The sequence below is a fragment of the Adhaeribacter radiodurans genome, assembly GCF_014075995.1.
GTDB classification, from domain to species: Bacteria; Bacteroidota; Bacteroidia; order Cytophagales; family Hymenobacteraceae; genus Adhaeribacter; species Adhaeribacter radiodurans.
In genome coordinates, this window is record NZ_CP055153.1 from 6,434,766 (window position 1) to 6,460,882 (window position 26,117).

The window sequence follows — 26,117 nt, forward strand, 5'->3', positions numbered from 1 at the left end:
CATGTACCGTTTTGAAAAACTGTTTTGCTTATTAATAGCTATAAGTTCGCTTATTGCCTGCAACTCTGGGGCAGATAATCCTGTGCCAAAAGTAAAATATACCGGGCCAACTATGCAGTCGGGTAATATTACTACTCTGTACAGCGATTCTGCGCGGCTTAAAATAAAGCTGAACGCTAAAATGCAGTGGCAGTTCGAGAATGGCGATGCAGAATACCCCGAAGGCATCAACCTTTCCTTCTATAACCGGAATCAGCAGGTAAGCAGTACGTTGCGAGCTAATTATGCCAAATACGACAAGCAACGCGATTCTTATTTTGCGCGGGGCAACGTAGTGGTAAATAACATTGAAAAAGGCGAAACGATGAAAACTGAAGAGCTGCATTGGGATAAAGTTAAGCGCCAGATTCATACCGATAAGTTTGTTACTGTTCAAACTAAAACCGATATTATTCAAGGTAACGGATTAGTGTCGGACGATGGGTTTATCCACTGGAAAATATTAAATCCGACGGGTAATATTACTGTAGAACAACCACAATGAGGCTCTCCGGAACAATTTATATTTCTATTGCGGTAGTAGCTATGGTTATTGGCGTTCACCGAACTATCGTGGAAAACAATTTAGCGGCTAATTACTGGATTTTTATGATAGCTTTCATTTGCTTGTTTTTATACCGCTATCAGAAAAAATCAGGTCAATCCGGGAAAAAATAATTGAAGAAATAGCCTTTATTATTGCTGCTGCAGAATAACTTAATCTATTATGCTTTTTGTTCGTAACTTGTAACTAAAGTTTGCAAAACTGCATGGAGCAAATGCCAGCTATTTTACTCATTATTCTTTCGTTGTTGTTGTGTGGTTTATTTTCGGGCATTGAAATAGCCTATCTTACGGCTAGCCGCTTGCAACTGGAATTACAGGAAAAACGAAATTCTGTTTCAGGACGTATTATTGCCCATTTCCTTAAACGGCCTTCTAAGCTTACCGCTACTTTACTAATTGGCCAAACGTTAGCATTAGTTCTTTTTGGGGCAACGCTGGCATTTATGCTGCATCAATCGCTGGAACCATATTGGCCGGTATTTCCCTTTTCAAAAATATTGTTAGTGCTGGTAGAGGTTCTGGTAGCAGCACTGGTAGCTTTATTAATGGCAGAGTTCTTACCCCGTAGCTTGTTTTTAATAAATGCAAATCAAATGCTACAAGTATTTGCCCTGCCTATGCTCGTATTGTATTATGGCTTGTATCCTATTGTTTTTGTAATTATAAGTATTACCCGGTTTATAGTAGTAAAATTACTAAAGTTAGAATTCTCAGACCAACAACCAGTTTTTGGTTTAACGGATGTAGAATATTATATAAAAAAACAATTGTACCAGCCAGAGGAGCAAAGTACTACTCCGGAAGTAAATACTAAAATTTTTCATAATGCCCTGGAGTTCCGGAATACAAAGGTAAAGGAGTGTATGGTACACCGCACTGAAATTGAGGCAGTAGGTATTACAGATAGTATTGCCGATTTAAAGCGAGCTTTTGTGGAAACAGGTCATTCTAAAATTTTAGTTTATAATCAAACCATAGATAATATTATAGGGTACTGTCACCAATTGGCGCTTTTTAAGAAACCCGCTGATATTGCTTCTATCTTAACGCCTATTATTATTGTACCGGAAAGCATGCTTGCCAGCGAGTTGTTTATAAAGTTTGTGGCCGACCACCGGAGCATGGCCCTGGTAGTAGATGAGTTTGGGGGCACATCGGGTATTGTAACCGTTGAAGATTTAATTGAAGAAATATTTGGCGAAATAAACGATGAATATGATTTAGAAACCGAAGCTTTGCTGGAGCAATACTTACCCGATGAAAACAGCTACTTATTCAGCGCCCGGCACGAAATCGACTATTTAAATGATAAATATACTTTAAAACTTCCCGAAGGGGATTACGAAACCTTAGGAGGCTTTATATTATCTGTTCACGAAGATATTCCTGAACCAAACGAAGTTATTGCCGTGGCTCCTTACGTAGTTACTATATTGTCTATGGATGATAACCGGATCAACACAGTAAAACTTACCCTTCCAATTTCCTCTGATTTAGTAACCAGTGCGGATGATACAGTTTCCTGATTTAGCGGTTATCGCAATAATTAATAAATTATTTTATCTTTAAATAATAGCCAAATCTAGAAATAATCTTTGTAGCGAATTAATTAGGCTTGTTTATTGTTACGGAAGCAACTTATTTTCTTACGTGGTTCTTAGTATAATAACTAGTAACCATAAGAATTTGAAAGGCTTAATTTTGAATTTAATCTGTATTCTGGTTATTTTGCAATTCTTTTGTATCATTTAAATTTTATATGTCTTTAATTAATAAGATCAGAGAAAAATCGGGCGTAGCTGTAGGTTTAATTGCCCTGGCAATGGTGGTATTCATGGTATTAGGCGACCTTTTAGGTCCGCAATCCCGTTTATTCGGCAGTAACAACGTTGTTGGCGAAATTGCGGGTAAAGAAATTACCATCGAAGAGTTTGACCAAGTACTGGAAGGTATTAAAAACAATTATGCTTCTCAGACCGGCAAGCAGCCAAACGAAAACGAAATGACTTCGTTGCGGGAACAAGCCTGGAACCAGTTAATTGTTAAAGTAGCTTACCAGAAAGAATTAGATCGTTTGGGTATTTCGGTTTCGGACGATGAACTGATTGATATGGTACAAGGTAACAATATTCACCCGGCCATTAAACAAGCCTTTACTAATCCGCAAACGCAGCAATTCGACCGCTCTTTGGTAAAAAATTATTTAAGAGACCAATTACCGAAAGCAGCTCCAGAGCAACGTGCGGCCTGGGATAATTTCGAAAGCAACTTAGGCCCCGAGCGGTCTTTAACGAAATATAATAATTTAATTCGTTTATCAAATTACGTAACTACCGTAGAAGCGAAACGTGCTTTAGACGAACAAAACACTAAAGTAAATATAAAATATTTACTGGTTCCATTCTCTTCTATTAACGATTCGAGCATAAAAGTTACCGATGACCAGTTAAAAGCTTACTTCGAGAAAAATAAAGAAAAATACAAAGTTGAAGAAGGCCGTTCTGTTGAATATGTAACCGTTCCGGTTAGCCCATCTAAAGAAGACAGCTTAGCGACAAAAGAAGAATTTGACCAGGTGGTGAAGCAATTTGCTACCGTTGACAACGATTCTCTTTTTGTGAGTGCTAATTCTGATGTTCCTTTTAACGGGCAGTATGTAAATCCAGGATCTGTACCGGAGAAATTAAAAAATGCTAATTTACAGAAAGGCGCTATTTTCGGGCCGTATTTAGAAAATGGTATGTATACCATTTATAAAGTTACCGACGTAAAAGATAATGGACCTGCTTCTTCCCGGGCTAGCCATATATTAATCCGGTGGGATAATGAAACGCCTGCTGCTAAAGCAGCGGCCAAGAAAAAAGCCCAAGATGTATTAAACCAAATTAAAGGGGGCGCTGACTTTGCTATGATGGCGCGTCAGTATGGTACGGATGGTACTGCTTCCGTAGGCGGTGATTTAGGATATTTTTCGGCGGGAGCGATGGTGGCACCATTTGAAAAAGCAGTTTTTGATGCTAAATCACTAGGTTTGTTACCAGAAGTAGTAGAAACTCAATTTGGTTATCATATTATAAAAGTAACAGCTCCTAAAACTACCCGTTCTTATCAGATTGCTACTGTTCAACGGGCAGTTGCTCCAAGCGAAACTACCCGCGATATGGCTTTCAAGAAAGCAGACCAACTGCAAGGAGAAAGTAAAAGTGCCGAATCTTTCCGGAAGAATATTGCGCAAGATAAGTCTTTAATAAAAACTGAAGCTAAGTCGATTAAGGTGGGTGACCGGGCAGTTAATACTTTATCTAACGCCCGTGAATTAGTAAGATGGGCCTTTAACGATAAAACAGACGTTGGTTCCGTATCGCCGGTATTTGAAATAGATGATCAGTTTGTGGTAGCAGTTTTAACTGGTAAAAACAAAAAAGGCTACGCTGCTATTAATGATGTAAAAGAAGAATTAACGGCAGCTGTGCGTAATGAACTAAAAAGCAAGCAGATTACGGAAAAGCTAAAAGGCATGAACGGCAGCTTAGAACAAATTGCGGCTAAGTATGGTGCCGGTGCAGCGGTTCAATCGGCTAATGATATAACTTTTGCGGCTGGTAATGTAGATGGTTTAGGAATTGAGCCGGTTGTAGTTGGGCAAGCCTTCGGGTTAAAACCAGGTAAGCGTTCTGCGCCAATTGAAGGACAAAGTGGTGTAGTTGTTGTAGAAGTTACTAGCATGAATAAAACTCCAGGAACACAAGATTTAGTAGCCACCCGGAAGCAATTAGAAGCAAACCGTAGTGCTCGTATCGAAGGAGGTACTTATCAGTATATTCGCGAACAAGCCAATATTAAAGATGAACGGGTTAAGTTCTTCTAAATCGTAAAAGAATTCTTTGCTTAACAAAAAGAGCTGCTTATAAAAGGCAGCTCTTTTTGTTTTATAATTAGTACAGAAACAAAGTAGATTTACGTTAAACTTTTAATAAACTCCGGCAAATTTTCTGCAAATGTATGTACCCTTACGATTGATTTTAAAGTATTTAGATTAAACAAACAAAAAGATAAAAACAGAGTAAATTTTCGGGTAAAATATATTTTTTATAGTTATCTTATCTTAAAACAACTCCTTCTTTTTATTAGCTGTTTTCACGCGACTTAGAATTTTACTTTTATGTTATATTCTGCCCGAAATTATAGTTTTTTTCTACTTATCAGCCTATTGATAGGGCTTCATTCCTTTTCAGCGCAAGCCCAAAATACTTCGGAAGAGGAAGCCTTAGCTAAAACTTATTTGCAGAAGCAAGAATACGATAAAGCTAGTTCTATTTATAGCAAGCTTGCTTCTAATAATCAGCAGTTTACTGCCATCTACCCAGATTATCTTAAGACTCTTACCGCCCTTAAAAATTATAAGGAGGCCGAAAAATTAGTAAAAAAAGCTATTAAAAGAAATCCGGAAATATCCGCTTTTACCATTGATTTGGGCGTAGTACAATTAGCAAGCGGGGATAAGAGAGGGGCAGAGAAAACCTTTGATAAGGCAATTGATCAGGCTAAGCCTAATACTATTTTACCGGTTGCCCAAGCCTTTGAGCAAAACCGGCTCTATGATTATGCCGAAAAAACTTATTTGCAAGGTCGTAAACTCAGCAAAAAGGAAACCGATTATACGGGGCAGTTAATGCAGTTGTACTCGTACCAGCGCCAATCAGAAAAATTAATTTCCGAAATACTCAATATTGTAAAAGAAAATCCGGAGCAGTTGCTGTTGGCGCAAAATATGTTGCAAAACAGCTTACGCGAAGAAAAAGAATTTGAAGCATTAGAGAGAATATTGCTGACGAATGTGCAGCAAAATCCGGATAAGAACGTGTATAGCGAATTATTAATCTGGGTATATACGCAGCGGAAGGATTTTTTTAGTGCCTTGGTGCAAGCAAAATCCTTGGATAAGCGTACCAAAGGTGGCGGCGAAAAGGTAATGGAATTAGGCGCTATTAGTTTAAAGAATAAAGATTACGAAAGCGCCATTGAGGCATACAGCTACGTAGTTAAAGAATACCGTACTAGTCCTTATTATGGGTATGCCCGCGAACGTTTGATTAAAGCCCGCGAAGAACAAGTGCGCAATACTTTTCCGGTAGATTTAGCTAAAATTCGTACTCTTATTGGCGATTATCAGAACTTGTTAGATGAGTTAGGTAAGAACGGCCGTACCGCAGAAGTAATGAAAAACATGGCTTCGCTCCACGCCTTTTACTTAGATGAAAAAGACAAAGCTATTGCTCTGTTGCAGGAAGTAATTAATACCCCACGGGTTAATCAGGATTTAATAGCAGAAGCTAAAATTAGCTTGGGTGATATTTATTTACTGCGCGGCGAACCTTGGGAAGCAACTTTACTATATTCGCAAGTAGAAAAATCGCATAAAGAAACGCCAATTGGCCATGAAGCTAAGTTGCGAAACGCTAAATTAAATTATTACAAAGGCGATTTTCAGTTGGCGCAGGAGCACTTGGATATTTTAAAACTGGCAACCAGTCGCGAAATTGCTAATGATGCCATGGACTTAAGTTTGCTGATAACCGATAATACCGGCTTGGATTCTTCTACGGCCGCTTTAAAGGAGTACGCAGCTACAGAGTTGCTTATTTTTCAAAATAAATTACCAGAAGCTCAGCAACAGTTGGATGATATTTTACGAAAGTATCCGCAACACAGTCTTTCAGATGATATTTTCTTCCTGAAAGCGAAAGTATTTCTCAAAACGGGTAATTACCAAGATGCCATTCAAAATCTAACTAAAATTACGGATAACCCGCAATACGATATTCTCAGCGACGATGCTTTGTTTTTGCTGGCTACCATTTATGAAGAGCAGGTAAAAGATCCGGAAAAAGCAAAACAGCTTTACAATGATTTAATAGTGAAATATCCAGGAAGTATTTATACCGTAGATGCCCGCAAACGCTTCCGCAAACTACGTGGCGATACTATAAATTAAATTTAACCTAAGAGCCTCTTAAAGATTTAAGGAGTAAATTTTTCTAAAAAAATTAATTATCCCTGCAAAGCAGCAATAGCGGCGAAATCTTGCTTTAATTTCGGGTACAAGCCTTCGTAAATGGCGTACAACTGCTGGTAAACAACATGGTTCTCCGGGTTAGGTAAATAAGTGTGGGAAACGGGTACCAGCTTTTCTATCGTTTCAAAATCGTGGATGATGCCTAAAGCTTGCATGCCTAAAATAACAGCTCCTAATGCCGAACTTTCTACACTTTCGGTTACCCGAATTTCCTGATTAAATATATCGGCTAGCATTTGCACCCAAATACCACCTTTGGCAAATCCGCCGTTGGCGTAAATTACATCAATAGGTCCGGTAACTTGTATTAAGGCATTTGCTACGCTGTATACGCCAAATAAAATACCTTCGAGCAAGGCGCGTAATAAATGCGCACGGGTATGCGTTAAGTTTAAGCCGAAGAAAACGCCCCGGGCATTCGCATCCCATATAGGCGCCCGTTCACCCAGCAAATACGGTAAAAATAGTAAACCATTAGATCCGGCAGGGATAGTAGCCGCTTTTTGCAGCAGTAATTCATATACATCCGTTGCTAAATCGTCTGCTATTTGTTTTTCAGGCATCCCGAACTGGTCGCGGAACCAACGCAACAAAATAGCTCCATTACTCACCGGGCCACCCAATACATAGTGTTCGGGAGTTAAAATGTAGCTAAATATTCGCTCTTGAGAATCTGTAGCCGGCTCGGAAGAAATTACCCGAATGGCCCCACTGGTACCTATGGTAAGGGCCGCATTACCGGGTCGGATAGCACTACTTCCCAGATTAGCCAAACAACCATCGCTACCACCCAAAATAAAAGCTACCTGGGTATCCACTCCTAAATAGCTAGCCTGCTCAGTCGATAGGCCACGAACAATATGCGTGCATGGAAACGGAGTAGATAAATGATCATTGGAAATACCCGCTAATTGTAAGGCTGGTTGATGCCATTGTAAAGTAAAAATATCAAACAATCCGGTAGCCGAAGCAATTGAATAGTCAATAACGTACTGCCCGAAAAGCCGGTAGAACACGTATTCTTTAATAGAGATAAATTTATGCGCCTTTTGTATTAATTCCGGTTGCTCTGCTTGCATCCAAACCAATTTGCACAACGGCGACATAGGGTGAATAGGCGTACCCGTCCGGCGATAGATGTTATGACCTGCGGCACTGTTTTTAATTTGATTAGCGTATTCTTTGCTTCGCGTATCGGCCCAGGTAATGCTGTTCGTGAGCAGATTACCTTCTACATCTAAAACAATTAAGCTGTGCATGGCACTGCTGAAACTAATTCCCGCTAAACCAGCTACCGTAAAACCAATAGTTCGGGCAGCTGTGGTAACGGCACTAATAGAATCCAACACAGCTTGATATACTTCATCCGGATCTTGTTCGCTGTACGAGGGTTGTGGATTGAGCAAAGGATATTCCACCGACTTTTCGGCTAGTACATGCCCTTGTAAATTAAAGCCAACGGCTTTGGTGCTTGTAGTACCAATATCAACCCCGATCATGTAGTGCATAAGTCCGGTTTATTCAGAATAAGTAATAAGTTTTATTTGCAGGTTATAAGTTTACAAAAAATGTATCTTATTTATATGAGTTCTTTCCTCTCTGGTGTTCAAATTTCAAAATAAAGTAAATTACAAGGTGGTTTAATTAACATTTTAAAAATAATTGGTTGCACCCAGTTTCAGGTAACTAAGTTTTGCAAGTACAACTATTATGAACTTATATGAAACTGTATTTACTTTTTTACCTGAATTATTTTCGTTAAAGTAAATTTTAGTAATAAGTAAATCAGAATTATAACGACGAGTTAAATTACTCCTATCAGCTTGCCCTAACTACTTTAAACAGATAAGAATATTAGTAACCGACCGTATGCAGAAAGCTAATTTGCAGTAGAAGGCAGGAGTAAAACGTGCGGCCAATACCTTAAAACTTACCTGGTGCTATTGCTTTGCTCCAATAATACTAGTATGTTACTAAGATAAATTTTACCACTTATGAAATCACGGGTACGCGGGTTACTTTCCGCCATGATGTTTCTACAATTCTTTATTTGGGGAGCCTGGTACGTTACCATGGGTACCTATCTGGCAAATGCATTACAGGCGGACGGGGTTGATATTGGTGATGCGTACAGTGCCATGTCTATTGCTACTATTATTTCGCCGTTTTTTGTGGGTATGATTGCCGACCGGTTTTTTGCGGCCCAACGCGTATTTGGGTTAATGCACTTGCTTGGAGCAGGAGTATTGTATTATCTTACTACTATTCAAAATCCGGATGTGTTTTACTGGGGTATTTTACTTTATTCGCTGTTGTACGCACCCACTTTAGCTTTAGCCAATGCTATTTCGTTTAACCAAATGGCTGAGCCCGGAAAACAGTTTGCCTCTGTACGGGTATGGGGTACCATAGGCTGGATTGCCACCGGGTGGCTCATCGATCAGGTTTTTCATATTTCTCCTACGGAATTGGGCTTTACTTTTACAATGGCCGCAGTAGCGTCCATTGCCTTAGCAGCTTTAAGTTTATTTTTACCTAACACACCCCCCAAAGCCAAAAACGCTGCCGTTCGTACTTCCGAAATTGTTGGTTCCGAGGCATTTGTTCTATTAAAAGACCGCTCTTTTCTTATTTTCTTTATTTCATCTATTTTAATCTGTATTCCGCTGTCGTTTTACTATAGCCAAACTAATCAATTTTTAGTAGAGTCCGGCATGCAAAATGCAACCCGTAACATGACCTTCGGCCAGATTTCAGAAGCTCTGTTTATTTTGGCTATTCCGTTTTTCTTTCGTCGGTTTGGGGTAAAATACATGATTATGATTGGGATGCTTACCTGGGTAATACGGTTTTTAATATTTGGATTTGGTGGCCCGGATCAGATGTGGATGTTGTTTACCGGTATTATTTTACACGGTGTCTGCTTTGATTTCTTCTTTGTAACCGGCCAGATTTACACCGATCACAAAGCCGGCGAAAAAATTAAAAGTTCCGCTCAGGGAATGATTACCATGGCCACGTACGGCATTGGTATGTGGATCGGTACTAAACTTTCGGGGTACGTGGCTAAAAATTATACAATCTCGCCTACAGAGCATCACTGGCAGGAAATCTGGTTGGTACCGGCAGCCATTGCAGCGGGAGTTTTACTATTATTTGCCCTATTATTCCGCGAAAAACAGTTAGACCGCAAGCAGGTAGCAGCGGCGGTGCATTAATGAGTTAAGATTTTAAACAAAATTAATTGAATATACTGAATGCCGAGAATTTTGTAAGAAGGTGCTGATATTAAATTTATTAATAAAAGTTTAGCATCTAATATCTTGATACTTGTGTCTCTTTACTTACCTAAAACCTTCCACCTATAACCTACAACATAAAAAATGGCCAGAATAGCAATGTTAGGTTCGGGATTTATTGCCCGGTTTTATACCCGTAGTTTACATGCCCAACGCAGCCGCGACCAAGTGCACATTATCTATGCTCGTAAAGAAGAATCGGGTAAAAAGTTCGCCGCTGAATTTAATATTCCTAAATCTACCACGGATATGGCCGAAGCTATTAACGACCCGGAGGTGGATGCCGTAGTGATTGCCCTGCCTAATAATTTGCATCTGGAAGCGGTAATAATGGCAGCGGAAGCCGGTAAAGCGGTCCTGTGTACCAAGCCGCTTGGCTGTACCGGCGATGAAGCCCGCCAAATGCTGGAAGCTGTGGAAAAAGCCGGTGTATTTCACGGGTATTTAGAAGATTTAGCTTATACACCTAAAACCTTGGAAGCTTTAGATGCCGTGAAAAGTGGTGCTGTGGGCAAAGTGCTCTGGACCCGTTCTCGCGAAACGCATCCTGGTCCGCATAGCGATTGGTTCTGGGATATTAATCAATCGGGTGGGGGAGCTATTCTGGATTTAGCCTGTCATTGCATTGAGGTAAGCCGGAATTACATTGGCAAAAACGTGCGGCCCGTAGAAGTAATGTGCTGGGCAGATACGCTGGTAAAACCCATTGAAGCGGAAGATCACGCCATTGGGCTGGTAAGATACGAGACTGGAGCCGTTGCACAGTTTGAAGTAAGCTGGGCGTTTCGGGGCGGTATGGATTTACGCGACGAATTAACGGGTACCGAAGGAACCATCCGCATTGATCATTTCCTGCGAACCGGTTTTGAGATGTTCACCGCTGTGGGCCGGGGCGGTTACGTGGCCGAAAAAGCCGAAATGGAAACGGGCTGGCTTTTTCCGGTTGGCGACGAGGTGCACGATTTGGGCTATACCCACATGTTTACCGATATGTTCAATACCATGGAAAAAGGTAGCACGCCCATGGAGACTTTTTACGATGGGTATATTGTAAACGCCGTAATGGACGCTTGTTTAAAATCCGCTAAAACTAAACAATGGGAGCCCGTAGAATTAGCAATTTGGCGCGGGAATACTGAAGTAACCGAAAAAGGAAGCCTTAAAGTAGAATTCGACGCTGATTACTGGCTTATAAAAGAAGAATTAGTGCCCGGCGGCGAAATTAAACGCATTTTAAAACACAAAGAATCCGGTAAAATTGTGCAACAGGTAATGGCCGCTAATAAGTGAGCTATTTAAAGTATTTGTAAAAATCTTATTTCATGCTTAGTTGTTATCAAGTAAGAATTTATCTGGTTACGTAGTTTAAAAGGCTTTGTTAGAATTAGTAATTTAAATTTTAAAGGCATTATCTAGAATGACATTTGAAGAAATTTATAGCAAAATACTGCCTTTATGGGGAGATAAAATAGACTTTTCGGATGGATACATAATTCAACCAGAGCGGAAATACAAAAATTTAAAGAAGGTTACCGATTCTAAAGATTACTTTTATTCTAAAAACCTGAGTAATCAATGGAATGCCCTGGAAGAACAAATAGCCGAAGATGATGCCGAAGGCCGCTTAATGCTCTGGACAATGTTTCAGGTATTTCAGCAACATGCCCGTAAAAAGTTCGAGCAAAACGTACTTACTTTTCTGCCGGGAGAAATATATAAAACAGAAATCGAAGAACAGTTTCTGAAAAATGTATAGGAAGAAGAGTGGGAAGACGAGTAAGCCAATTAGTTTTAATTCAAACCTTTGTCGGAACAACCTAGGATTGTAGTTATTAACCCGATTGTTCTTCCCTTTTCAAATTTATATTACCTTACCAGAACCAGATAAAACTATGGAAACCATTCGATGGGGGATAATTGGTTGCGGCGACGTAACCGAAGTAAAAAGCGGACCCGCTTTTAGTAAAATACCAAATTCAAAACTAGTAGCGGTAATGCGCCGCGATGCCGCCAAAGCCGAAGATTACGCTCGTCGGCACAATGTACCCAAGTGGTATGCCGATGCTACTGCGCTCATTAACGACCCCGAAGTAGATGCCGTTTACATTGCCACGCCGCCCGATTCGCACCGTGATTATACCTTGCAGGTAGCTGCCGCGGGCAAACCCGTGTACGTAGAAAAGCCAATGGCCCGCACTTATGCCGAATGCCAGGAGATGATTGCAGCTTGTGAAGAAGCTCAGTTGCCATTATTTGTAGCGTTTTACCGGCGCTGTTTGCCTTCTTTCTTAAAAGTAAAAGAGTTAGTGGACACCGGCGCGATTGGTGAAGTACGGTTTGTAAACATTCAGTTGTACCATCCTTTACAAAATAATTTAGAAAAAGAAAATTTACCCTGGCGCGTGCAACCCGAAATTGCCGGTGGAGGATTATTCTTTGATTTGGCTCCGCACCAATTGGATATTTTAGATTACATTTTAGGCCCGATTGCTACTGCTTCGGGGCAAACGGCTAATCAAGCTGGTTTATATCCGGCGGAAGATATTGTAACGGCGCAGTTTCGTTTTCAATCTGGTGTACTGGGTAGCGGTACCTGGTCCTTTACCGTTGCCGAGACTCAACGTACCGATCAGATGGAGATAATTGGTAGTAAAGGCAAAATTACGTTCGCGGCTTTTGATAAAGTACCGGTGCAACTAGAAACAGCCGAAGGAATTAAAAAATTTGACTTACCGCCCCCCACGCATATTCAGCAACCATTCATTCAAACCATCGTGGAGCAACTAACCGGACAAGGAGAGTGCCCCAGCACGGGAGTAACTGCTGCCCGTACCGCTTGGGTAATGGATCAGATTGTGGGCAGATAATTTTAGATATTAGACGCTAGACACCAGACTTAATAAAGATTTTCGCAAAGATTGGCAGTGAGGATACTGCCAACGACCAGCGTCGGCATTGAAATTCGATCGGTGCCGTCGTTTGTGTCTTCACAAACGACTTTATCTTTCGCGTAAGTTCTATTAACGATATTCTTCTACTCTAAAGACGCATTTAAGTGCGTCTTTTTTACTTTTCAGGCTTCATCGCGGTCACCTAGGCGTTTATCAATAATAAAGTAATAAGCAATCAGGCTTAAGCCTCCGAACATTACGCCCAGCGGCACCCCAATCGCGTAACGCCAAGGTATAAAATCTCCAATAGTCATACCCAGCAACACCGAGAAAATAACCATGCCGTATTTAAGGGCAGTGCGCCGAGGCCGGAAAAAGTTAGGGTCGAGGCCCCGTTCTACCAAAGCCAACCGTTCGCGAGTACGGGAAGTGAAATACAAATAGCAAATACCGAAAATTGTGCTGAAGAACAAAATGGCTACAATAACGATGAGCACTGGGCCGAACATGTTTTGCATAATAAGTAAATTTTAAGTTTTATGTTCTTTGGACGCCTTGCAATAACAGCTGGTTACAGCTTATACAAAGTAAATTTAAAATTACAGTTATGTGTACTCACTTATCCGAAACTTTAAAAAACTCAGCAACTATCTATATCTGCAAACCAATAATCTTAAATTTATCTAGTCCTTCCAGAGGAAGCTTTTCGGCTATATAGCTTTTTCTGAAGGAACTTTAAAGAAACGCCGATTTTCTGTAACTTGATTTTACTTATTACTTTTAGCTTAGAACTTACTACGTACTTGTAACCGCTTTTAAAATAGTGGCGTCTAACCCGCACACATGGAAACGCAGCCTGATTATTACTATGTTCAGCAAGTACTCTGCGGAAATACAGCGGGGTATACCGTTTTAGTAGAAAAGTACAAGCATTTGGCGACTACTCTTGCTTTTAAAATTACAGGAAATAAGCAAGATGCCGAAGAAGTCGCTCAGGATGCTTTTGTGAAAGCTTTCCGAGCATTACCGGGTTTTAGAAGCGAGTCCAAATTTTCGACTTGGTTGTACCGCATTGTTTATAATTCAGCAATTTCTAAAACCCGCCGCAAAATATCTTTTGCCGTTTCGCTGGAAGATGCCGACCTCACCGAAACAGAGTTGGAACAAGTAGGATTACAAATGCTAAACCTGCAAACGGCCGAGCAAAGCAAGTATATTGACCTAGCTTTGAGCCAACTGCCCGCCCACGAAAATCTGCTTTTAACCTTGTTCTATCTGCACGAAAAATCCGTGGAAGAAATTAAAGAAATTACCGGGTTATCAAAAGCAAACATTAAAGTAAAACTATTCCGCGGCAGGCAAAAAATGTATTTGTACCTGCAAGGAGTATTAAAGCACGAATGGAAGGAAATTATTAGATGAAAGAAAATATGGAAGTGCAACGCGATTTACTAACCCAACAGCTTTTAACGAAAGCCACGCCTTTACCTGACTTGAAAGCAGATTTTACCACAGAAGTTATGGCGCAAATTAAAGCGCAAACGTTGGCACAACGCGCAAAAATATACGAGCCATTTCTTCCTGCTCAGGTTTGGCGGTGGATAGGTATTAGCTTAAGCAGTATTGTTTTACTCACGCTAAGTTTAAGCGTGTTGGCCTTTGGTCCTTCACCAAGTTTTACTTTAATTTCTTTCTTTCCACAGTTTCTACATAATATTGCTACTTATAACCATATGCCCTACCTACCAGAATTGTTCCTGGCGGGTATTATTTGTTTTTGTTGGCTCGTTTTGGATCATCTTTATGGGCGATTGCGGAATAACTAGGAGCTTAACTGCTTTGCGGAGAATTATTCTTGTAAGTTCCGGGTTGCAGAGGAAGTTAAGGAGCAATAAATTTTAAAGGGATTTCAAATTCGACGATTTAGCTACAGCCAGCTCCTTTTTAGGGGAGCTGGCTGTAGCTAAATCGGCCTCGGCGTAATAAAGAAAATTAAATTTTATCTTAATTACATTTTAAGAGGAAGGGAGAGTAGGAAAGTTTTACGTACTGTTTTTACTAAATTTAAAATTAAGCAAGGCGAAGGTTGTATTTAGCAAAGAGACACAAGTATCAAGCTATTAGCTATCAGAATTTTGTGAGATTAAATAGTTGACTATAAACGCTACATAATAGCAATCTCGACATCAAGAATAGTAAATTAATTTTATTCAGTTACTTAATTCATAATGTAATTCGAATACTCATCCGCAATTCTAGGGACCGAAAAATCTTTCGCCCGGTTGATCAAAACTTCTGAATTGTGCGAGATGTTTAGAGTCTCTATAATTCCGGTAGCTAAAGCAACCGGATCTTCCGTTGGAACTAATTTACCGTATTTGCCATCTTCTAATATTTCACTTGGTCCGCTAGGACAGTCAGTGGATACTACCGGAGTGCCAACGCCTAATGCTTCTACTATTACATTGCCAAACCCTTCATATTTTGACGAAATAACAAATGCAGATGCTTTTTTTACATAATAAGAAGGATTATTAACAAATCCCGGCAGCAATACATGTCCTTGTAATGATAATTCTTCAATTAGTTCCTCCAATTCCTGGCGCAGAGAACCTTCTCCTAATATAACTAAAGACACATCCATCTTTTCTCTAACTAAGCTAAATGCTTTTAGTAAATTTGGCCAATCTTTCTGCGGGGTTAATCGTCCTACTCCAATAATAAACTTTCGATTATCAGATAAAAAATTATGAAGTAAAGTATTAGGTATAATATCCTCTTGGGTTGGGCTATAAACAGGATTATAAATAACTTTCATTTTTTTCCGGTCCACACCCATCCGATACGAGAAATCGTCGGCTACTCCCCCCGATACGGCTACAATCTTTTCCGGAATTTTGTAAAGTACTTTGGCTAAAGTAAGAAAGTAAGGGTTTTTGTACAAACTCGGATTATTAGGTTCAGCGGCGTTTTCAGCGGTTTGATTAGTGTGCAACGAAACTACTGGTTTGGTTTTGTTGAAGGTAAATAAACAGCAGAAAATGTTAATAATATTCAAGAATTCCCGTGCCGACAGAACAGCTTCTGGTTTCTCGCGGCGTAAATATTGAATAAAGCTTACAATACTGGTTAAAGCTCGGCCACTGCCCTCAAATACCTGCACGTTAGGGGGTAATTGGCTGAGAAACTCACCTTCTTTTTTAGTAAGAAACACGTGTACATCTACGCCGCGCCCGGCATATTCCTGAATTAGGTTCACAAATATTTTTCCTATCCCGCCTAGTGCCAGCGTACCTGGGAAGAAACATATTTTTTTCATTTTACTTGTCTTAAAGTGAAGTGGTACTAAATATAGTAAATAATTTATATATATTGATATTTTAATTTAACGATACGCATTTTTATTGTTCCTGGTTTTGATAAGTAGGATAAATTGTAAAAAGATTAGGAGCTAACTTAAATTATAGAATACTAATTCTCATGGTTTTAATCTAAGAAGAAGTTCCTGCCGGCTATGTAGGCAGGCGGAACATCTTCTTGGATAGCTTTAAATAATCAGCCTTATTTCTGCAATACCATTACGTCGTTCATCATGAAGGTGGTACCGGCGGCGGCTTCAATGTTATACACTTTTTGCACGCCACCCGCGTATTCGCCTTTGTTTAATACCGTAAATGGTTCGTATTTACCGGTTTTGCTGTTGTAGCACAATACTTCTTCGCCCAGGTTTATTTCGCCCATTTTGCGTTTCCCATCGCGGGTTTGCATCGGGTGGTTCGGGGTGGCTTCCAGCACTTTGCTGCTAAGGTTCACTTCTTTGCCCAGCTTGCTTGTTTTCTCCGAAGCGCTGGCTACCAGTAAACGGGTAATGGCGTAGTTCTTTGCTTCGTGCGATACCAATTCTTTTACCAGTACCGTGGTCGACTTTTTGGTGGCCGGATCGATGGTTAAAACCTGGTCGCCGGCTTTTACTTCTTTCAGCAATTTTTGCTTACCATTGGCCATGGCTACCAACTGGTCGCCGGGGAAACAAATATCATTGCCGTAGGTAGCCGATTCCGCTTTTAAATCTTTGCCCTGGTTTAAAGCTTTGTACTGCTGAAACGCCAATTCTTTCGACAAAATATAAGACAGCTTCAGCACAAAGTTTTTTTCTTCTTTATCAATGGCGTGAATGTCTTCGAAATAATTTTCCCACACCTTGCCATCGGTAGTGAAGTTAGGCAACAAAGCCTTGTATAATTTACCTTTTTCGTTGGTGTAAAATACCATGGTACCGAGTTCCTGCATGCCTTCTTTGCTTACTAGGCGGTACAAGTCCATGCGTTTTTTCAGGCCATCGTCGCCGGTAATAAAGTAAGGTTTGCGGCCTTCGTACCGGTCCAGGATATAAGCGTTTTCAATTTTAACGTAGGTATCGTTATCTAAATCTTTTACCGCAAAAGTTTTGGCTTTCTGGTATTCGGCCATGGTTAAAGGCCGCGACGTGCCGGTACTCTGGGCGTGCGCCACGTACATGTTACCAATGAGTGCAAACGATAAGAATATTTTACGCATAATTGTAAAGGTTAAAATGAAAGATTTTCTAAAAAATTAAGCCTAACCCGAAGCCATAATGCCTTTGTAAATTCTTAAAATAAGCTTGAAGCTGCGGGCGACTTTTGATATTGTTTTGTTTTTGTTTTAGGTAGTTTGCCCGTTTTCCGAGCGGTGTAAGTTTGGTAGTTTTATATCATCCACTTTGCTGGTGCCAGTTGGTTGCCACTGCTTTTCGGACAACTAAATAGCTTCCTCTAATTGTAAAATTTTAAAAAAAAATAACCTAAGCTCCCCTTCTCCCGGAAGAGAAGGGGCTAGGAGTTGAGGTTTTAAGATATTTGGCGGAAGGCATCGGCGAACGCTTGCATTTCGTCCATGCGGCCAATGCTGATGCGGCACCATTCCTGGTTACTGAATTTCCAGTTACGTACGCCTACGCCACGTTTCATTAATTCGGCGACAAATTTTTCGCCGTCCATTTTCAGCGGGAACATCACAAAGTTGCTCGACGACGGAATGTATTCGTAGCCTTCTTTCTTCAGTACATCGTACAGGAAGTTCTTAGAAGCCATGGTTTTCTTTAAAGCATCCTGCAAAAAGGCTTTATCCTGGTAAGCGGCTAAAGCAGCTTGTACCGAAGGAGCCGAAATGCTCATACCACCAGCAGCATATTTGCTTAATTCTTTTACTACCTCGGGCTGGGCAATAATGTACCCTACACGCAAGCCGGCAAAGCCATATAATTTAGAGAAAGTGCGGGCAATAATTACGTTCTGGCCTTTTTTTACGCAATCCATCATCGAAGCGGCTTGCGGATCCGGTAAATAATCAATGTAAGCCTCATCAATAAACACGGGCACTTTCTGCGATACGCGGCCGCAAAAAGCGCGGAGCTTAGCCGAATCTACTACGGTACCAGTGGGGTTATTGGGGTTACAGACGTACATGAGCGAGGTGCTGGCATCTACCCGCTTCTCCATGGCATCCAGGTCTAACTTATAGTCAGCGGTTAAAGGCACTTTGTTCCAGGTGGTATTAAAATCTTCGGCGTCGCGGGGCAAGCTGGCGTAAGTAGGATCGCCGGAAACAATATTAGAACCGCCTTTTTTGCTGTAATACATGGCAGCGGCTAACAACAAAGGGCCGGAACCGGCATCCATTAGAATGTTTTCTAGTTTTACACCTTCGTAATCCGCAATTTTTTGCGCCAGCTCCCGGGTATATTTCATGGGGTATTGGTAGCTGGTGTTCAGAGCATCCATGGCGGCTTTTTTAGCCTTCTCAGAGGGTCCAAAAGGATTTTCGTTGGCATTCAGGCGCGCTTTCATTTCGGCCGGAGCGCTCAGAATAATACTTTCTTCCGTAACTTTCTTCTCGAGGGTACGGGCAACCGGCTTAGCTACCAGTTGATTGATTGAACCGGAAAAGAAAGTAAATCCTCCGGCTAAAAAAGCACTGGACTTTAGCCAGTTACGTCTGTTCATTGATTTTTCCATGAGAGTAAAAGTGCGTATAAGTGTAAATTAAAGGTGAAAGTTTATTTTTGATAGAGAGGGATTTTAGCCTTTAGAAGTAACCGGGTATTGTACCCGTTGCTCCGCTAACCGCGAGTGAATAGAAGCTACCACGCTGCGGGCCGATTCAAAAGCGCCGGCCATCCAGGCGGTTAAATAGGTGGTGTGTTCGCCGGCGAAATAGACGTTTTGATCGGGTTTGAGCAAGGCCGGATAAAGGGTTTTGCGGGCTTCGCTGTTGTACACGGCCCAGCCGCCCAGGTTGTATTTGGTTTTGTGCCAGCTCACCGAAAACGAAGTTTCGAACTCTTGCTTGTACTGCGGATGAATAAGGCTGCCCTTTTCCAGAGCCAGTTTTTCCCGGTCGGCCATGGATAAATCGCCGACCATTTTGGCTTTCTCATTAAAGTTATAATACCCCAGCAGAATACCTTTTTTGCTTAAGTAATCGTACGAGGGGTAAAAAATCTGGGTAAGCTCGTTGTTGGTGTGGGTAATGCCGCCGTAAATCTGCTCGTCTTCCTCCCAGAAGCGGCGTTTAAATTGCAAGCCTATTTTACCCGTTTGGATATAAGGCACAAAATCAATGGCGCGGCTCACATCCGAAGCAAAGTTATGGTCGATGTTGCTGAGCACTGGCAACGGCAAAGTACAAATACAGATATCGCCGGTTAACTCGTGTTCGCCTTGTTTATCTTTATAAATAACTTTTACGCCGGTGGGTACATTTTGCACGGTTTTTACCTCGGCTCCTAGCTTTAGTGAACCTGCCACTTTTTTCTCCAGGGCTTTGGCGATATTATCCATGCCGCCTACCGCCTGGAACATGGTCATTTGCAGCTCATAGGTGTATTCGGCTACGTTGTAAAAATCGGGGTCTAGCAAACCCGACTGAATTATATCGGCCAGTTTATGCGGATCACCTACTTTCCCGGACTTTTCACCGGCACCCGGCGATTCCAGGTAACCGCGGCGCGCAGAAGCTTTGTATAACTTATCAATGTCCAGACCGCCTTCGGCCCGTAAATATTCTAATACTTTAGCGGCGTCTTCTTTATTTAAGGCTAAATCCAGCTTGTCCTGGTCCAGGGCTTTGGCGAGCAGTTCGGTCATGTAGCCGCGCATGTCGTTGTGGATCTCGCGGGCGCGCACTTTTTTATTCGATAAAGCGCCTTTGCCTTCGCTAAAGTAATAGGTGCCTTCGTTTACGTTATTATATACTTCCAGCGGCACGCCCAGCTCTTTGCAATAATGCATGGTAAGCTGGTGGTGATGCGGAATCCGCGAAGGGCCAGCATTATAATACAGGCCATTGTCGAAGTTAGCGGTTTGCACCGGACCGTCTCCTTCCTGGTGGGTAGATCCTTTCCGGACACTAAATACCCGACCGCCAGCCCGGGTGCGGGCCTCCAGAATAGTAGTGCGGTAACCTAATTTATTTAACTCGTAAGCCGCCGTCATGCCGGCTAAACCACCCCCCAAAATCAGGACGTGTTTGCCTTTACCATCACCGGATAAATCAAAAGCATGGGCTGGGGCACCGGGCAATAAGCCTAATGCCATCATGGCTGGGTAAGCACTTCCGGCGAGTAGCGCGCTCTTACTCAAAAAAGCTCTTCGGGATAGATGTTTCAAATTAATTCTATTTAAATTTTACTAAAACTCCATGTCTAAAGGTAAAAATTTTATAGTATATTGCCGAAAAAACATGTGTCAATTTCAAAACACACCTAAAATTTACACTTGTTTCAATAAAAAACATCTATTTTTTATATAAGTGCCTTAAAATTTAAACTGTTTATAATAAAACCACCTATTTTAACCAGCTTGTTGTTTAATTTAAATCGTACAATCTGTACCAGCCACTTAAAAAATGTTTCATTCTTTTACTTTTCTTATAAAATCGTTGCCTTTTAACCTGATTTATCCATGAAAAAGTGTTTTTACCTATCCTGCGCTGTTGTTTTGTTATCGGCTACGGCCAGCTTCGAACAAACGGCCGGCACCCAGCCCGAAAAGAAAATTATTAAAACTGACCAGGCCCCTTTACCCGCTGGGCCTTACAGCCAAGGCGTTTTAGTAGATGGTTTTTTGTTTGTAGCGGGGCAAGTGGGCGTTAATCCGCAAACCCGCCAGTTAGCGTCGCAAAGTTTTGAAGCCGAAACTGACCAGGTGCTTAAAAATTTACAGGCGATATTAAAAGGGGCCGGCATGGATTTCCGGCATGTCGTAAAAGCTACTATTTACTTAAAAGACATGGGCCAATTTGCGAAAGTGAATGAGGTATATGGCAAGTACTTTACCGTAGAGCCGCCTGCCCGTGAAACAGTGCAAGTATCTAATTTGCCCAGCAACGCCAACTTAGAAATTTCGGTAATTGCCGCCATGCATTAATGTTTAGCCCATAGTCGACTGACGATAAACAATACTAGCTTAGTGGTATCGATCACTAGTTATTGCTAGTTACTTTAATTAAAAAACTCAGAAAGAAACCGGCCTGCTCTTCTTCCTTAACCTATTAGTTAAGAAGAAAAGCAGGCCGGTTTTTAAATTTTAGTGGGGCAAGTTCCAATAAATGCGTTGCTATTATTTATTTGCTGCTGGTGCGATTAGCGGCAGTACCATTTTCTTTGGCAATGGCGTGAATGGTGTCTACTAATCGGTCTAAATCTTTGATGGGGGTATACACGTGTGGGGTAATGCGCACGCCGCTGATATTTTCCCAAACCGTAGCCGACGTATGAATACGCGCCCGCTTAAATAATTCGCTGGCAACTTGCCCGGGCTCCACGCCTTTTAAGGCGAAAGTACATAAAGCTCCCGAAAATTCTGGTTTCAAGGAAGTTTGCGTAGAAAAGCCAGGCACGTTCATACATTTCTCTACCCAGTAATTTTTTAAAAAATGCAGCCGTTTTTGCTTGCGCTCGTTGCCAATTGTGTTGTGAAAATTGATGGCGTGCCCAATCGCCATTTCGGTTGGGAAAGAACGGGTGCCCAGTCGTTCGAACTTGCGGATATCGGGGCATTGCGGATCTTCGGGAGCCAGGAGCGGCCATAAATCTTTGATACGAGCTTGCTTTACGTACAACATGCCGGTGCCAAACGGCGAGCAAAGCCATTTGTGCAAGCTGGTGCCGTAGTAATCGCCTTCTAAATCCGGAATTTTGTAGTTGATATGCGCAAAAGAGTGTGCCCCATCGATTATTACTTGAATAGCCGGATTGTGTTTTTTAGCGGCCCGGCTAATCAAGGCCGCTGGTAAAATTTGCCCCGACCAGTTCATCAGGTGCGTAATCATTACGGCTTTGGTTTTGGGCGTAAATGCTGCACTAAACTTACTAACAATCAATTTATTATCCTCCATGGGCAAGTCCAGGGAGATAAATTTTAAAATTATGCCGTCGCGCTTTTCGCGTTGCTTCCAGGCGTTGATGACGTTGGGGTAATCTTGCTTGGTCAGTACCACTTCGTCGCCGCGTTGCAGGTTTATACCGAAAATAATAGTTTCCAGAGCTTCGCTGGCGTTGCGGTTAATGGCAATTTCTTCGGGCGAGCACCCGCCTAAATCCGCTAATTTCATCCGGACTGCTTCCCGACCTTCGTCTAAAGTACGCCACATGTAATAGCTGGGGGCTTCGTTGCTCAGGCGGTTATACCGGTCGAGGGCATCCTGCACCACAATGGGCTGCGGACTTACGCCACCGTTGTTCAGGTTAATAATGTTGGGCGAAACTGAATAGGCTTGCTGAATAAAACTCCAGTAATCTTCGTCGCGGGTTACATCTTCGCCGGCAGCAACTTCCGGAATTATTAAACCCATTTCGGTTTTCCGGGCCGCCAATGCCGGACTAACGCTCAGCAAACCAGCCAAACCGCCTATTTTTCGAACAAAGTTTCTTCTGGAATTTGAGTTATCCGGCATGAGAGTTACTGGTTTTAAATGGTAAGTTTTATGTTTGAAAATTTATCTGTTTTATAATTCAACTACTCAAAGCTTTAGTTATACTTCTTCTTACATTAATATAAAAATAATTTGCTACAATAGCGACTAGTTATCTAATTAGAAGGAAAATCAACCACCCTCAACCTTTCCTTATCTAAGAAACTGTTTTAAAATAGATTAAACTCGTTTAAGCATGAGGGCTAGCATCGCTAAGTAGACCATCCTCTGACTATTACGACGGTTCTTTTCATAATCTTTATTCAGTCGTCTGGCAAACAGCAGCCAAGCAAAAGTTCTTTCTACGACCCATCGACGGGGCAAGGCTTTAAAGCCTTTCGTATTATCTGTTCGAAGCACTACTTGCCAGCACCAGCCCCATAGCTTTTTTACATAGGCCATTAAATCCTCTCCCCGGTAACCACCATCCACCCAAACCAATTTACTACGCCGACAGAGATGAGCTAGATAAGGCACTCGCTTCCTATAGCGAAGCAATGGCATGGCTCCTTTCTTTTCCGAAACACTGGCAGCGCATACCCATACGGCTAACAGCAAGCCTTGGGTATCGGTAAGAACAAACCGTTTGCGGCCCTTGATTTGCTTACCCGCATCAAAGCCCCGGTGAGAACCCCCACAAGCCGTTGTTTTGATGCTTTGGGAATCTATATTGCCCGCCGAGGGACAAGCTTGGCGCTGGGATTGGCACCGCAGCTTTTTTACAAAAACGCTATGAACCCACTCCCAGGTGCCATTCTGACTCCAGCCATTAAAGTAACCATACGCCGTTTGCCAGCACAGTAAGTCATGGGGCATGCTCCGCCAACTACAACCCGTTTTTACTACATAAAAAATAGCGTTTATGACCTCTCTTAAATCGGCGGCTGGGCGACCTGCTTTCCTGATGGCTGAATCCGGTCCTTCCAATAACTTCTTTAACTTCTGCCAGCCATTCTGACTGATATCACTTGGATATCTCCGCCGTTTTTGCTTCTTTTGACTAGTACTCATTTCGGTTTTGATAAGTTGGTGGTTCAACTATTCTTAACCCTTTTGAGTACTTTTTTATTCCCCTATTTTCCCCTAAGTACTTTTTAAAACACCTTCTTAGGAGGGGAGCTTTTTTTTCAGATGCCATTTACTAAGTGCCAGTTACCAATTTATTATCGTGGTAATTATCCTACCCCTCCAAAGGGGGACTTTTTTTCTGCTAACCGATGGATATACTCGAGTTGTTGATGGCTACTAAGTAAATTTAACAATGTTGCTGCGCAGCTAAATAGGTTCCTCCTGAATGACAACTTTGTATTTTGAAGTGGTTACTTCTAAAATTTTAAAAATTTAAATTTTACTTGCCAGCTATGCAACAAGTAGCTTAAGCCAGGTGCAAAGATTGGCGCTAAACTGTTTGAGCGATCAGCGAGTTTTTAGCGTCTTGACTTTTTTGGTTCTTTTTGTGTCAAGACAAAAAGAACAATTACGCAATCAATGAAACAACTTCAATTAGCAACCAATGTAACGACCGCAGCTATGCGAACGATAGTTTTTAAATTAATCTACCTTGTTCTGGTTCGAAAGTCACGGAAGTAACTTCCGCGCCATAGTGTATTAAAGCATCAGCCGCAGCTATGCAACAAATTTTAACTCCGCATTCCCATCATGGCATTATTCAAAGCAGCAATAACCGTTTTGGTTTGTTCGGGATTAGGCGTGGTGTTCCAATTATTGCGGATGGCATTGCCGCCCAGCACCAACCCATCTTTCCGGGGAATGATATACCCGTTGGGCGTACTTAAGCGGTAATTGATTTCGGGTTGCGGAATCAGGAAAGATAATTGACCTGAAATCGGCATTAAGTTTTGGTCGTTGAATAAGGTTTTGGCACCTAAACCGGTGCAGTTTACAACGCAATCTTCCCACAAAGCATCTACTTCTTCCAGGGTTTTAAACTCCTGCACTTGAATTTTGCCGCCAAATTTTAAAAAATCATCGGTGAGCAGGCGCAGGTAGGCCGGAATGTTAAAAACCATATTGGGTTGGTTTACCACTTCTTTGGCCCGAAACGGATGTTCGCGGCGGGTTAGCTCGATGGGTTCTGGCAATTGCCCTTTAATGTGAAGCTTAGGTTCTTCTTTGTGCGTGCGGCCACCAATAATAAAATGATCAATCCAAGTCACTACATCGCCTAAGCCCAACAAATTTTGGTACGTCCGGAAAGAATAGGTGCAGGCTTGTTCCCACATAGCTTTAAATTCCGGGGTAACGTGCTCGTCTTCGCAGAGCAAATGCGCCGGCGACCAGGTGCCGGTTGCCATGCTGGACGTAATTTTCGGCCATAATTCTTTGGCGTAAATGGTAACGGTTTTGCCTTGTTCCTGCAGCAAACGGGCAGTAGTTAAACCCACAATGCCGCAGCCAATTACCGCAATTTCTTTTTTACCGGTAGCCGCGGCGTTGTTGGCGGCAATCTGCCCGGTTCCCCAGGACAGCGAGAAGCCGCTGCCGCCGTGCCCGTAATTATGCACAATGGTTTTGTTCCCCAGCATTTCTACGTCCAGCCGGGGGCCCAAAAGCCGGTAAGGCCGCAGCCCTACCGTTTCTTTTACGACCCGGTCCGGCGAAATCCGGACGCGCGGCAAGCGCCGGGAGCCCGCACTGGTGGCGCTGCCCCGGTAAAGATTATTGGCCGGAGCACAAGAACCAACCCCCATGGCCAAAGCCAGCCCGAATGCCCCGGATTTTAACAGGAAATCTCTTCTATCCATATTGGGTAGCGTTTTTTAAATTATTTTACTACTACCCGACTTGTTTTGGTAAAAGCTTGTCCTTTGTGCGAACCCGACCATTCTAACACCAGAAATTTACCGGCCGTAGGAGCTGCTAATCCCAGTTCGGCCCAAGTTTTTTCCATACTTACCTGGCCGGCCGCATCGGTGGTTAGCTCGGTAATGGCCGCATTATTCAGCATTACTTTTACGGCTAAACCGGTTACCGGTATGGTGTCGATGCCTACTTTATTATCCAGAATACCGCTTTTATCCAATTCGTAAATGGCCGTGGTTACTTTTACCGGCTCGGTAGCTAAAAAGCTGGAACCAGATACGGTAACTAATACCGGCGATACTACCCGGTCCACTACTAGTTCGTCTTCTTTTTCGCAGCTTATTAAGAAAAAGCTCAGGGCAAAAAGCAGGGTATAGAATTTATTTAGATGATTTATTTTCATGGTTGATACGCTTAGAATTTAAATTT

22 protein-coding genes are annotated in these 26,117 nt (G+C 42.0%); 12 read left to right on the top strand and 10 right to left on the bottom strand.

Annotation, left to right across the window (positions count from 1 at the left end; genetic code table 11):
- Position 1 precedes the first annotated feature (1 nt).
- The 5 genes from lptC to HUW48_RS25445 all read left to right on the top strand — a co-directional run bounded on the left by lptC (position 2) and on the right by HUW48_RS25445 (position 6,601).
- The gene (gene lptC, locus HUW48_RS25425) at positions 2–544 is read left to right on the top strand and encodes an LPS export ABC transporter periplasmic protein LptC (protein ID WP_182413598.1); all 543 of its coding nucleotides are present in this window, start codon (positions 2–4) and stop codon (positions 542–544) included.
- Entirely contained in the window at positions 541–717 is a 177-nt protein-coding gene (locus HUW48_RS25430; protein ID WP_182413599.1) for a hypothetical protein, read from the top strand. The genes lptC and HUW48_RS25430 overlap by 4 nt, the downstream gene beginning before the upstream one ends.
- Before the next feature lie 92 nt (positions 718–809).
- Entirely contained in the window at positions 810–2,132 is a 1,323-nt protein-coding gene (locus tag HUW48_RS25435) for a hemolysin family protein (RefSeq protein WP_182413600.1), read from the top strand.
- 233 nt (positions 2,133–2,365) lie between these two features.
- On the top strand, positions 2,366–4,474 hold the full coding sequence (locus HUW48_RS25440; RefSeq protein WP_182413601.1) for a peptidylprolyl isomerase: 2,109 nt from the start codon (positions 2,366–2,368) through the stop codon (positions 4,472–4,474).
- A gap of 342 nt (positions 4,475–4,816) precedes the next feature.
- A complete protein-coding gene (locus HUW48_RS25445; RefSeq protein WP_246343620.1) occupies positions 4,817–6,601 on the top strand; it encodes a tetratricopeptide repeat protein in 1,785 nt (594 codons plus the stop codon).
- A gap of 56 nt (positions 6,602–6,657) precedes the next feature.
- On the opposite strand, the gene HUW48_RS25450 is transcribed toward HUW48_RS25445, so the two are convergent.
- Positions 6,658–8,190: a gluconokinase gene (locus tag HUW48_RS25450; RefSeq protein ID WP_182413603.1), complete on the bottom strand. Its 1,533-nt coding sequence runs from the start codon at positions 8,188–8,190 to the stop codon at positions 6,658–6,660.
- Between the two features lie 486 nt (positions 8,191–8,676).
- On the opposite strand from HUW48_RS25450, the gene HUW48_RS25455 reads away from it, so the two are divergent.
- From HUW48_RS25455 to HUW48_RS25470, 4 genes are all read left to right on the top strand, one after another.
- A complete protein-coding gene (locus tag HUW48_RS25455; protein WP_182413604.1) occupies positions 8,677–9,900 on the top strand; it encodes a nucleoside permease in 1,224 nt (407 codons plus the stop codon).
- A 165-nt stretch (positions 9,901–10,065) separates the two neighbouring features.
- Positions 10,066–11,271: a Gfo/Idh/MocA family protein gene (locus HUW48_RS25460; protein WP_182413605.1), complete on the top strand. Its 1,206-nt coding sequence runs from the start codon at positions 10,066–10,068 to the stop codon at positions 11,269–11,271.
- 127 nt (positions 11,272–11,398) lie between these two features.
- Positions 11,399–11,737 carry a hypothetical protein gene (locus tag HUW48_RS25465; protein ID WP_182413606.1) on the top strand — a complete coding sequence of 113 codons (339 nt, stop codon included), beginning with the start codon at positions 11,399–11,401 and terminating at the stop codon, positions 11,735–11,737.
- Between the two features lie 136 nt (positions 11,738–11,873).
- Positions 11,874–12,848 (top strand): Gfo/Idh/MocA family protein, encoded by a 975-nt coding sequence (locus HUW48_RS25470; protein ID WP_182413607.1) that lies wholly within the window; start codon positions 11,874–11,876, stop codon positions 12,846–12,848.
- A gap of 206 nt (positions 12,849–13,054) precedes the next feature.
- Here the strand turns inward: HUW48_RS25470 and HUW48_RS25475 are convergent, their stop codons facing one another.
- Positions 13,055–13,390: a DUF6249 domain-containing protein gene (locus HUW48_RS25475; RefSeq protein ID WP_182413608.1), complete on the bottom strand. Its 336-nt coding sequence runs from the start codon at positions 13,388–13,390 to the stop codon at positions 13,055–13,057.
- Positions 13,391–13,715: 325 nt separating this feature from the next.
- Between HUW48_RS25475 and HUW48_RS25480 the strand changes: the two genes are divergently transcribed.
- Both HUW48_RS25480 and HUW48_RS25485 read left to right on the top strand, forming a co-directional pair.
- A complete protein-coding gene (locus HUW48_RS25480; protein WP_182413609.1) occupies positions 13,716–14,294 on the top strand; it encodes an RNA polymerase sigma factor in 579 nt (192 codons plus the stop codon).
- Positions 14,291–14,698: a hypothetical protein gene (locus HUW48_RS25485; protein WP_182413610.1), complete on the top strand. Its 408-nt coding sequence runs from the start codon at positions 14,291–14,293 to the stop codon at positions 14,696–14,698. The genes HUW48_RS25480 and HUW48_RS25485 overlap by 4 nt, the downstream gene beginning before the upstream one ends.
- A gap of 392 nt (positions 14,699–15,090) precedes the next feature.
- Here HUW48_RS25485 and HUW48_RS25490 read toward each other — a convergent pair whose 3' ends face one another.
- The 4 genes from HUW48_RS25490 to HUW48_RS25505 form a co-directional block, all read right to left on the bottom strand.
- A complete protein-coding gene (locus HUW48_RS25490) occupies positions 15,091–16,191 on the bottom strand; it encodes a glycosyltransferase (protein WP_182413611.1) in 1,101 nt (366 codons plus the stop codon).
- A gap of 242 nt (positions 16,192–16,433) precedes the next feature.
- On the bottom strand, positions 16,434–17,429 hold the full coding sequence (locus HUW48_RS25495; protein ID WP_182413612.1) for a Hint domain-containing protein: 996 nt from the start codon (positions 17,427–17,429) through the stop codon (positions 16,434–16,436).
- Between the two features lie 311 nt (positions 17,430–17,740).
- Complete coding sequence (locus HUW48_RS25500; protein WP_182413613.1) at positions 17,741–18,895, bottom strand: pyridoxal phosphate-dependent aminotransferase; 1,155 nt, start codon at positions 18,893–18,895, stop codon at positions 17,741–17,743.
- 75 nt (positions 18,896–18,970) lie between these two features.
- A complete protein-coding gene (locus HUW48_RS25505; RefSeq protein WP_317173735.1) occupies positions 18,971–20,560 on the bottom strand; it encodes a flavin monoamine oxidase family protein in 1,590 nt (529 codons plus the stop codon).
- A gap of 294 nt (positions 20,561–20,854) precedes the next feature.
- Between HUW48_RS25505 and HUW48_RS25510 the strand changes: the two genes are divergently transcribed.
- On the top strand, positions 20,855–21,319 hold the full coding sequence (locus tag HUW48_RS25510; protein ID WP_182413614.1) for a RidA family protein: 465 nt from the start codon (positions 20,855–20,857) through the stop codon (positions 21,317–21,319).
- A 196-nt stretch (positions 21,320–21,515) separates the two neighbouring features.
- Here HUW48_RS25510 and HUW48_RS25515 read toward each other — a convergent pair whose 3' ends face one another.
- From HUW48_RS25515 to HUW48_RS25530, 4 genes are all read right to left on the bottom strand, one after another.
- Positions 21,516–22,847 (bottom strand): aminotransferase class V-fold PLP-dependent enzyme, encoded by a 1,332-nt coding sequence (locus HUW48_RS25515; RefSeq protein ID WP_182413615.1) that lies wholly within the window; start codon positions 22,845–22,847, stop codon positions 21,516–21,518.
- Between the two features lie 198 nt (positions 22,848–23,045).
- A complete protein-coding gene (locus HUW48_RS25520) occupies positions 23,046–23,876 on the bottom strand; it encodes an IS5 family transposase (protein WP_182413616.1) in 831 nt (276 codons plus the stop codon).
- Between the two features lie 629 nt (positions 23,877–24,505).
- Positions 24,506–25,630 carry an FAD-dependent oxidoreductase gene (locus HUW48_RS25525; protein WP_182413617.1) on the bottom strand — a complete coding sequence of 375 codons (1,125 nt, stop codon included), beginning with the start codon at positions 25,628–25,630 and terminating at the stop codon, positions 24,506–24,508.
- Between the two features lie 20 nt (positions 25,631–25,650).
- On the bottom strand, positions 25,651–26,091 hold the full coding sequence (locus HUW48_RS25530; RefSeq protein WP_182413618.1) for a hypothetical protein: 441 nt from the start codon (positions 26,089–26,091) through the stop codon (positions 25,651–25,653).
- Between the last annotated feature and the right edge of the window lie 26 nt (positions 26,092–26,117).

Bases quoted from the DNA above. Each gene is read 5' to 3' on its own strand.
- HUW48_RS25530 (WP_182413618.1), bottom strand. From the start codon at position 26,091: ATGAAAATAAATCATCTAAATAAATTCTATACCCTGCTTTTTGCCCTG.
- HUW48_RS25430 (WP_182413599.1), top strand. From the start codon at position 541: ATGAGGCTCTCCGGAACAATTTATATTTCTATTGCGGTAGTAGCTATG.
- HUW48_RS25495 (WP_182413612.1), bottom strand. From the start codon at position 17,429: ATGCGTAAAATATTCTTATCGTTTGCACTCATTGGTAACATGTACGTG.
- HUW48_RS25490 (WP_182413611.1), bottom strand. From the start codon at position 16,191: ATGAAAAAAATATGTTTCTTCCCAGGTACGCTGGCACTAGGCGGGATA.
- HUW48_RS25480 (WP_182413609.1), top strand. From the start codon at position 13,716: ATGGAAACGCAGCCTGATTATTACTATGTTCAGCAAGTACTCTGCGGA.
- HUW48_RS25475 (WP_182413608.1), bottom strand. From the start codon at position 13,390: ATGCAAAACATGTTCGGCCCAGTGCTCATCGTTATTGTAGCCATTTTG.
- HUW48_RS25455 (WP_182413604.1), top strand. From the start codon at position 8,677: ATGAAATCACGGGTACGCGGGTTACTTTCCGCCATGATGTTTCTACAA.
- HUW48_RS25460 (WP_182413605.1), top strand. From the start codon at position 10,066: ATGGCCAGAATAGCAATGTTAGGTTCGGGATTTATTGCCCGGTTTTAT.
- HUW48_RS25435 (WP_182413600.1), top strand. From the start codon at position 810: ATGGAGCAAATGCCAGCTATTTTACTCATTATTCTTTCGTTGTTGTTG.
- HUW48_RS25510 (WP_182413614.1), top strand. From the start codon at position 20,855: ATGAAAAAGTGTTTTTACCTATCCTGCGCTGTTGTTTTGTTATCGGCT.
- HUW48_RS25465 (WP_182413606.1), top strand. From the start codon at position 11,399: ATGACATTTGAAGAAATTTATAGCAAAATACTGCCTTTATGGGGAGAT.
- HUW48_RS25500 (WP_182413613.1), bottom strand. From the start codon at position 18,895: ATGAACAGACGTAACTGGCTAAAGTCCAGTGCTTTTTTAGCCGGAGGA.
- HUW48_RS25525 (WP_182413617.1), bottom strand. From the start codon at position 25,630: ATGGATAGAAGAGATTTCCTGTTAAAATCCGGGGCATTCGGGCTGGCT.
- HUW48_RS25515 (WP_182413615.1), bottom strand. From the start codon at position 22,847: ATGCCGGATAACTCAAATTCCAGAAGAAACTTTGTTCGAAAAATAGGC.
- lptC (WP_182413598.1), top strand. From the start codon at position 2: ATGTACCGTTTTGAAAAACTGTTTTGCTTATTAATAGCTATAAGTTCG.
- HUW48_RS25470 (WP_182413607.1), top strand. From the start codon at position 11,874: ATGGAAACCATTCGATGGGGGATAATTGGTTGCGGCGACGTAACCGAA.
- HUW48_RS25450 (WP_182413603.1), bottom strand. From the start codon at position 8,190: ATGCACTACATGATCGGGGTTGATATTGGTACTACAAGCACCAAAGCC.
- HUW48_RS25485 (WP_182413610.1), top strand. From the start codon at position 14,291: ATGAAAGAAAATATGGAAGTGCAACGCGATTTACTAACCCAACAGCTT.
- HUW48_RS25520 (WP_182413616.1), bottom strand. From the start codon at position 23,876: ATGAGTACTAGTCAAAAGAAGCAAAAACGGCGGAGATATCCAAGTGAT.
- HUW48_RS25440 (WP_182413601.1), top strand. From the start codon at position 2,366: ATGTCTTTAATTAATAAGATCAGAGAAAAATCGGGCGTAGCTGTAGGT.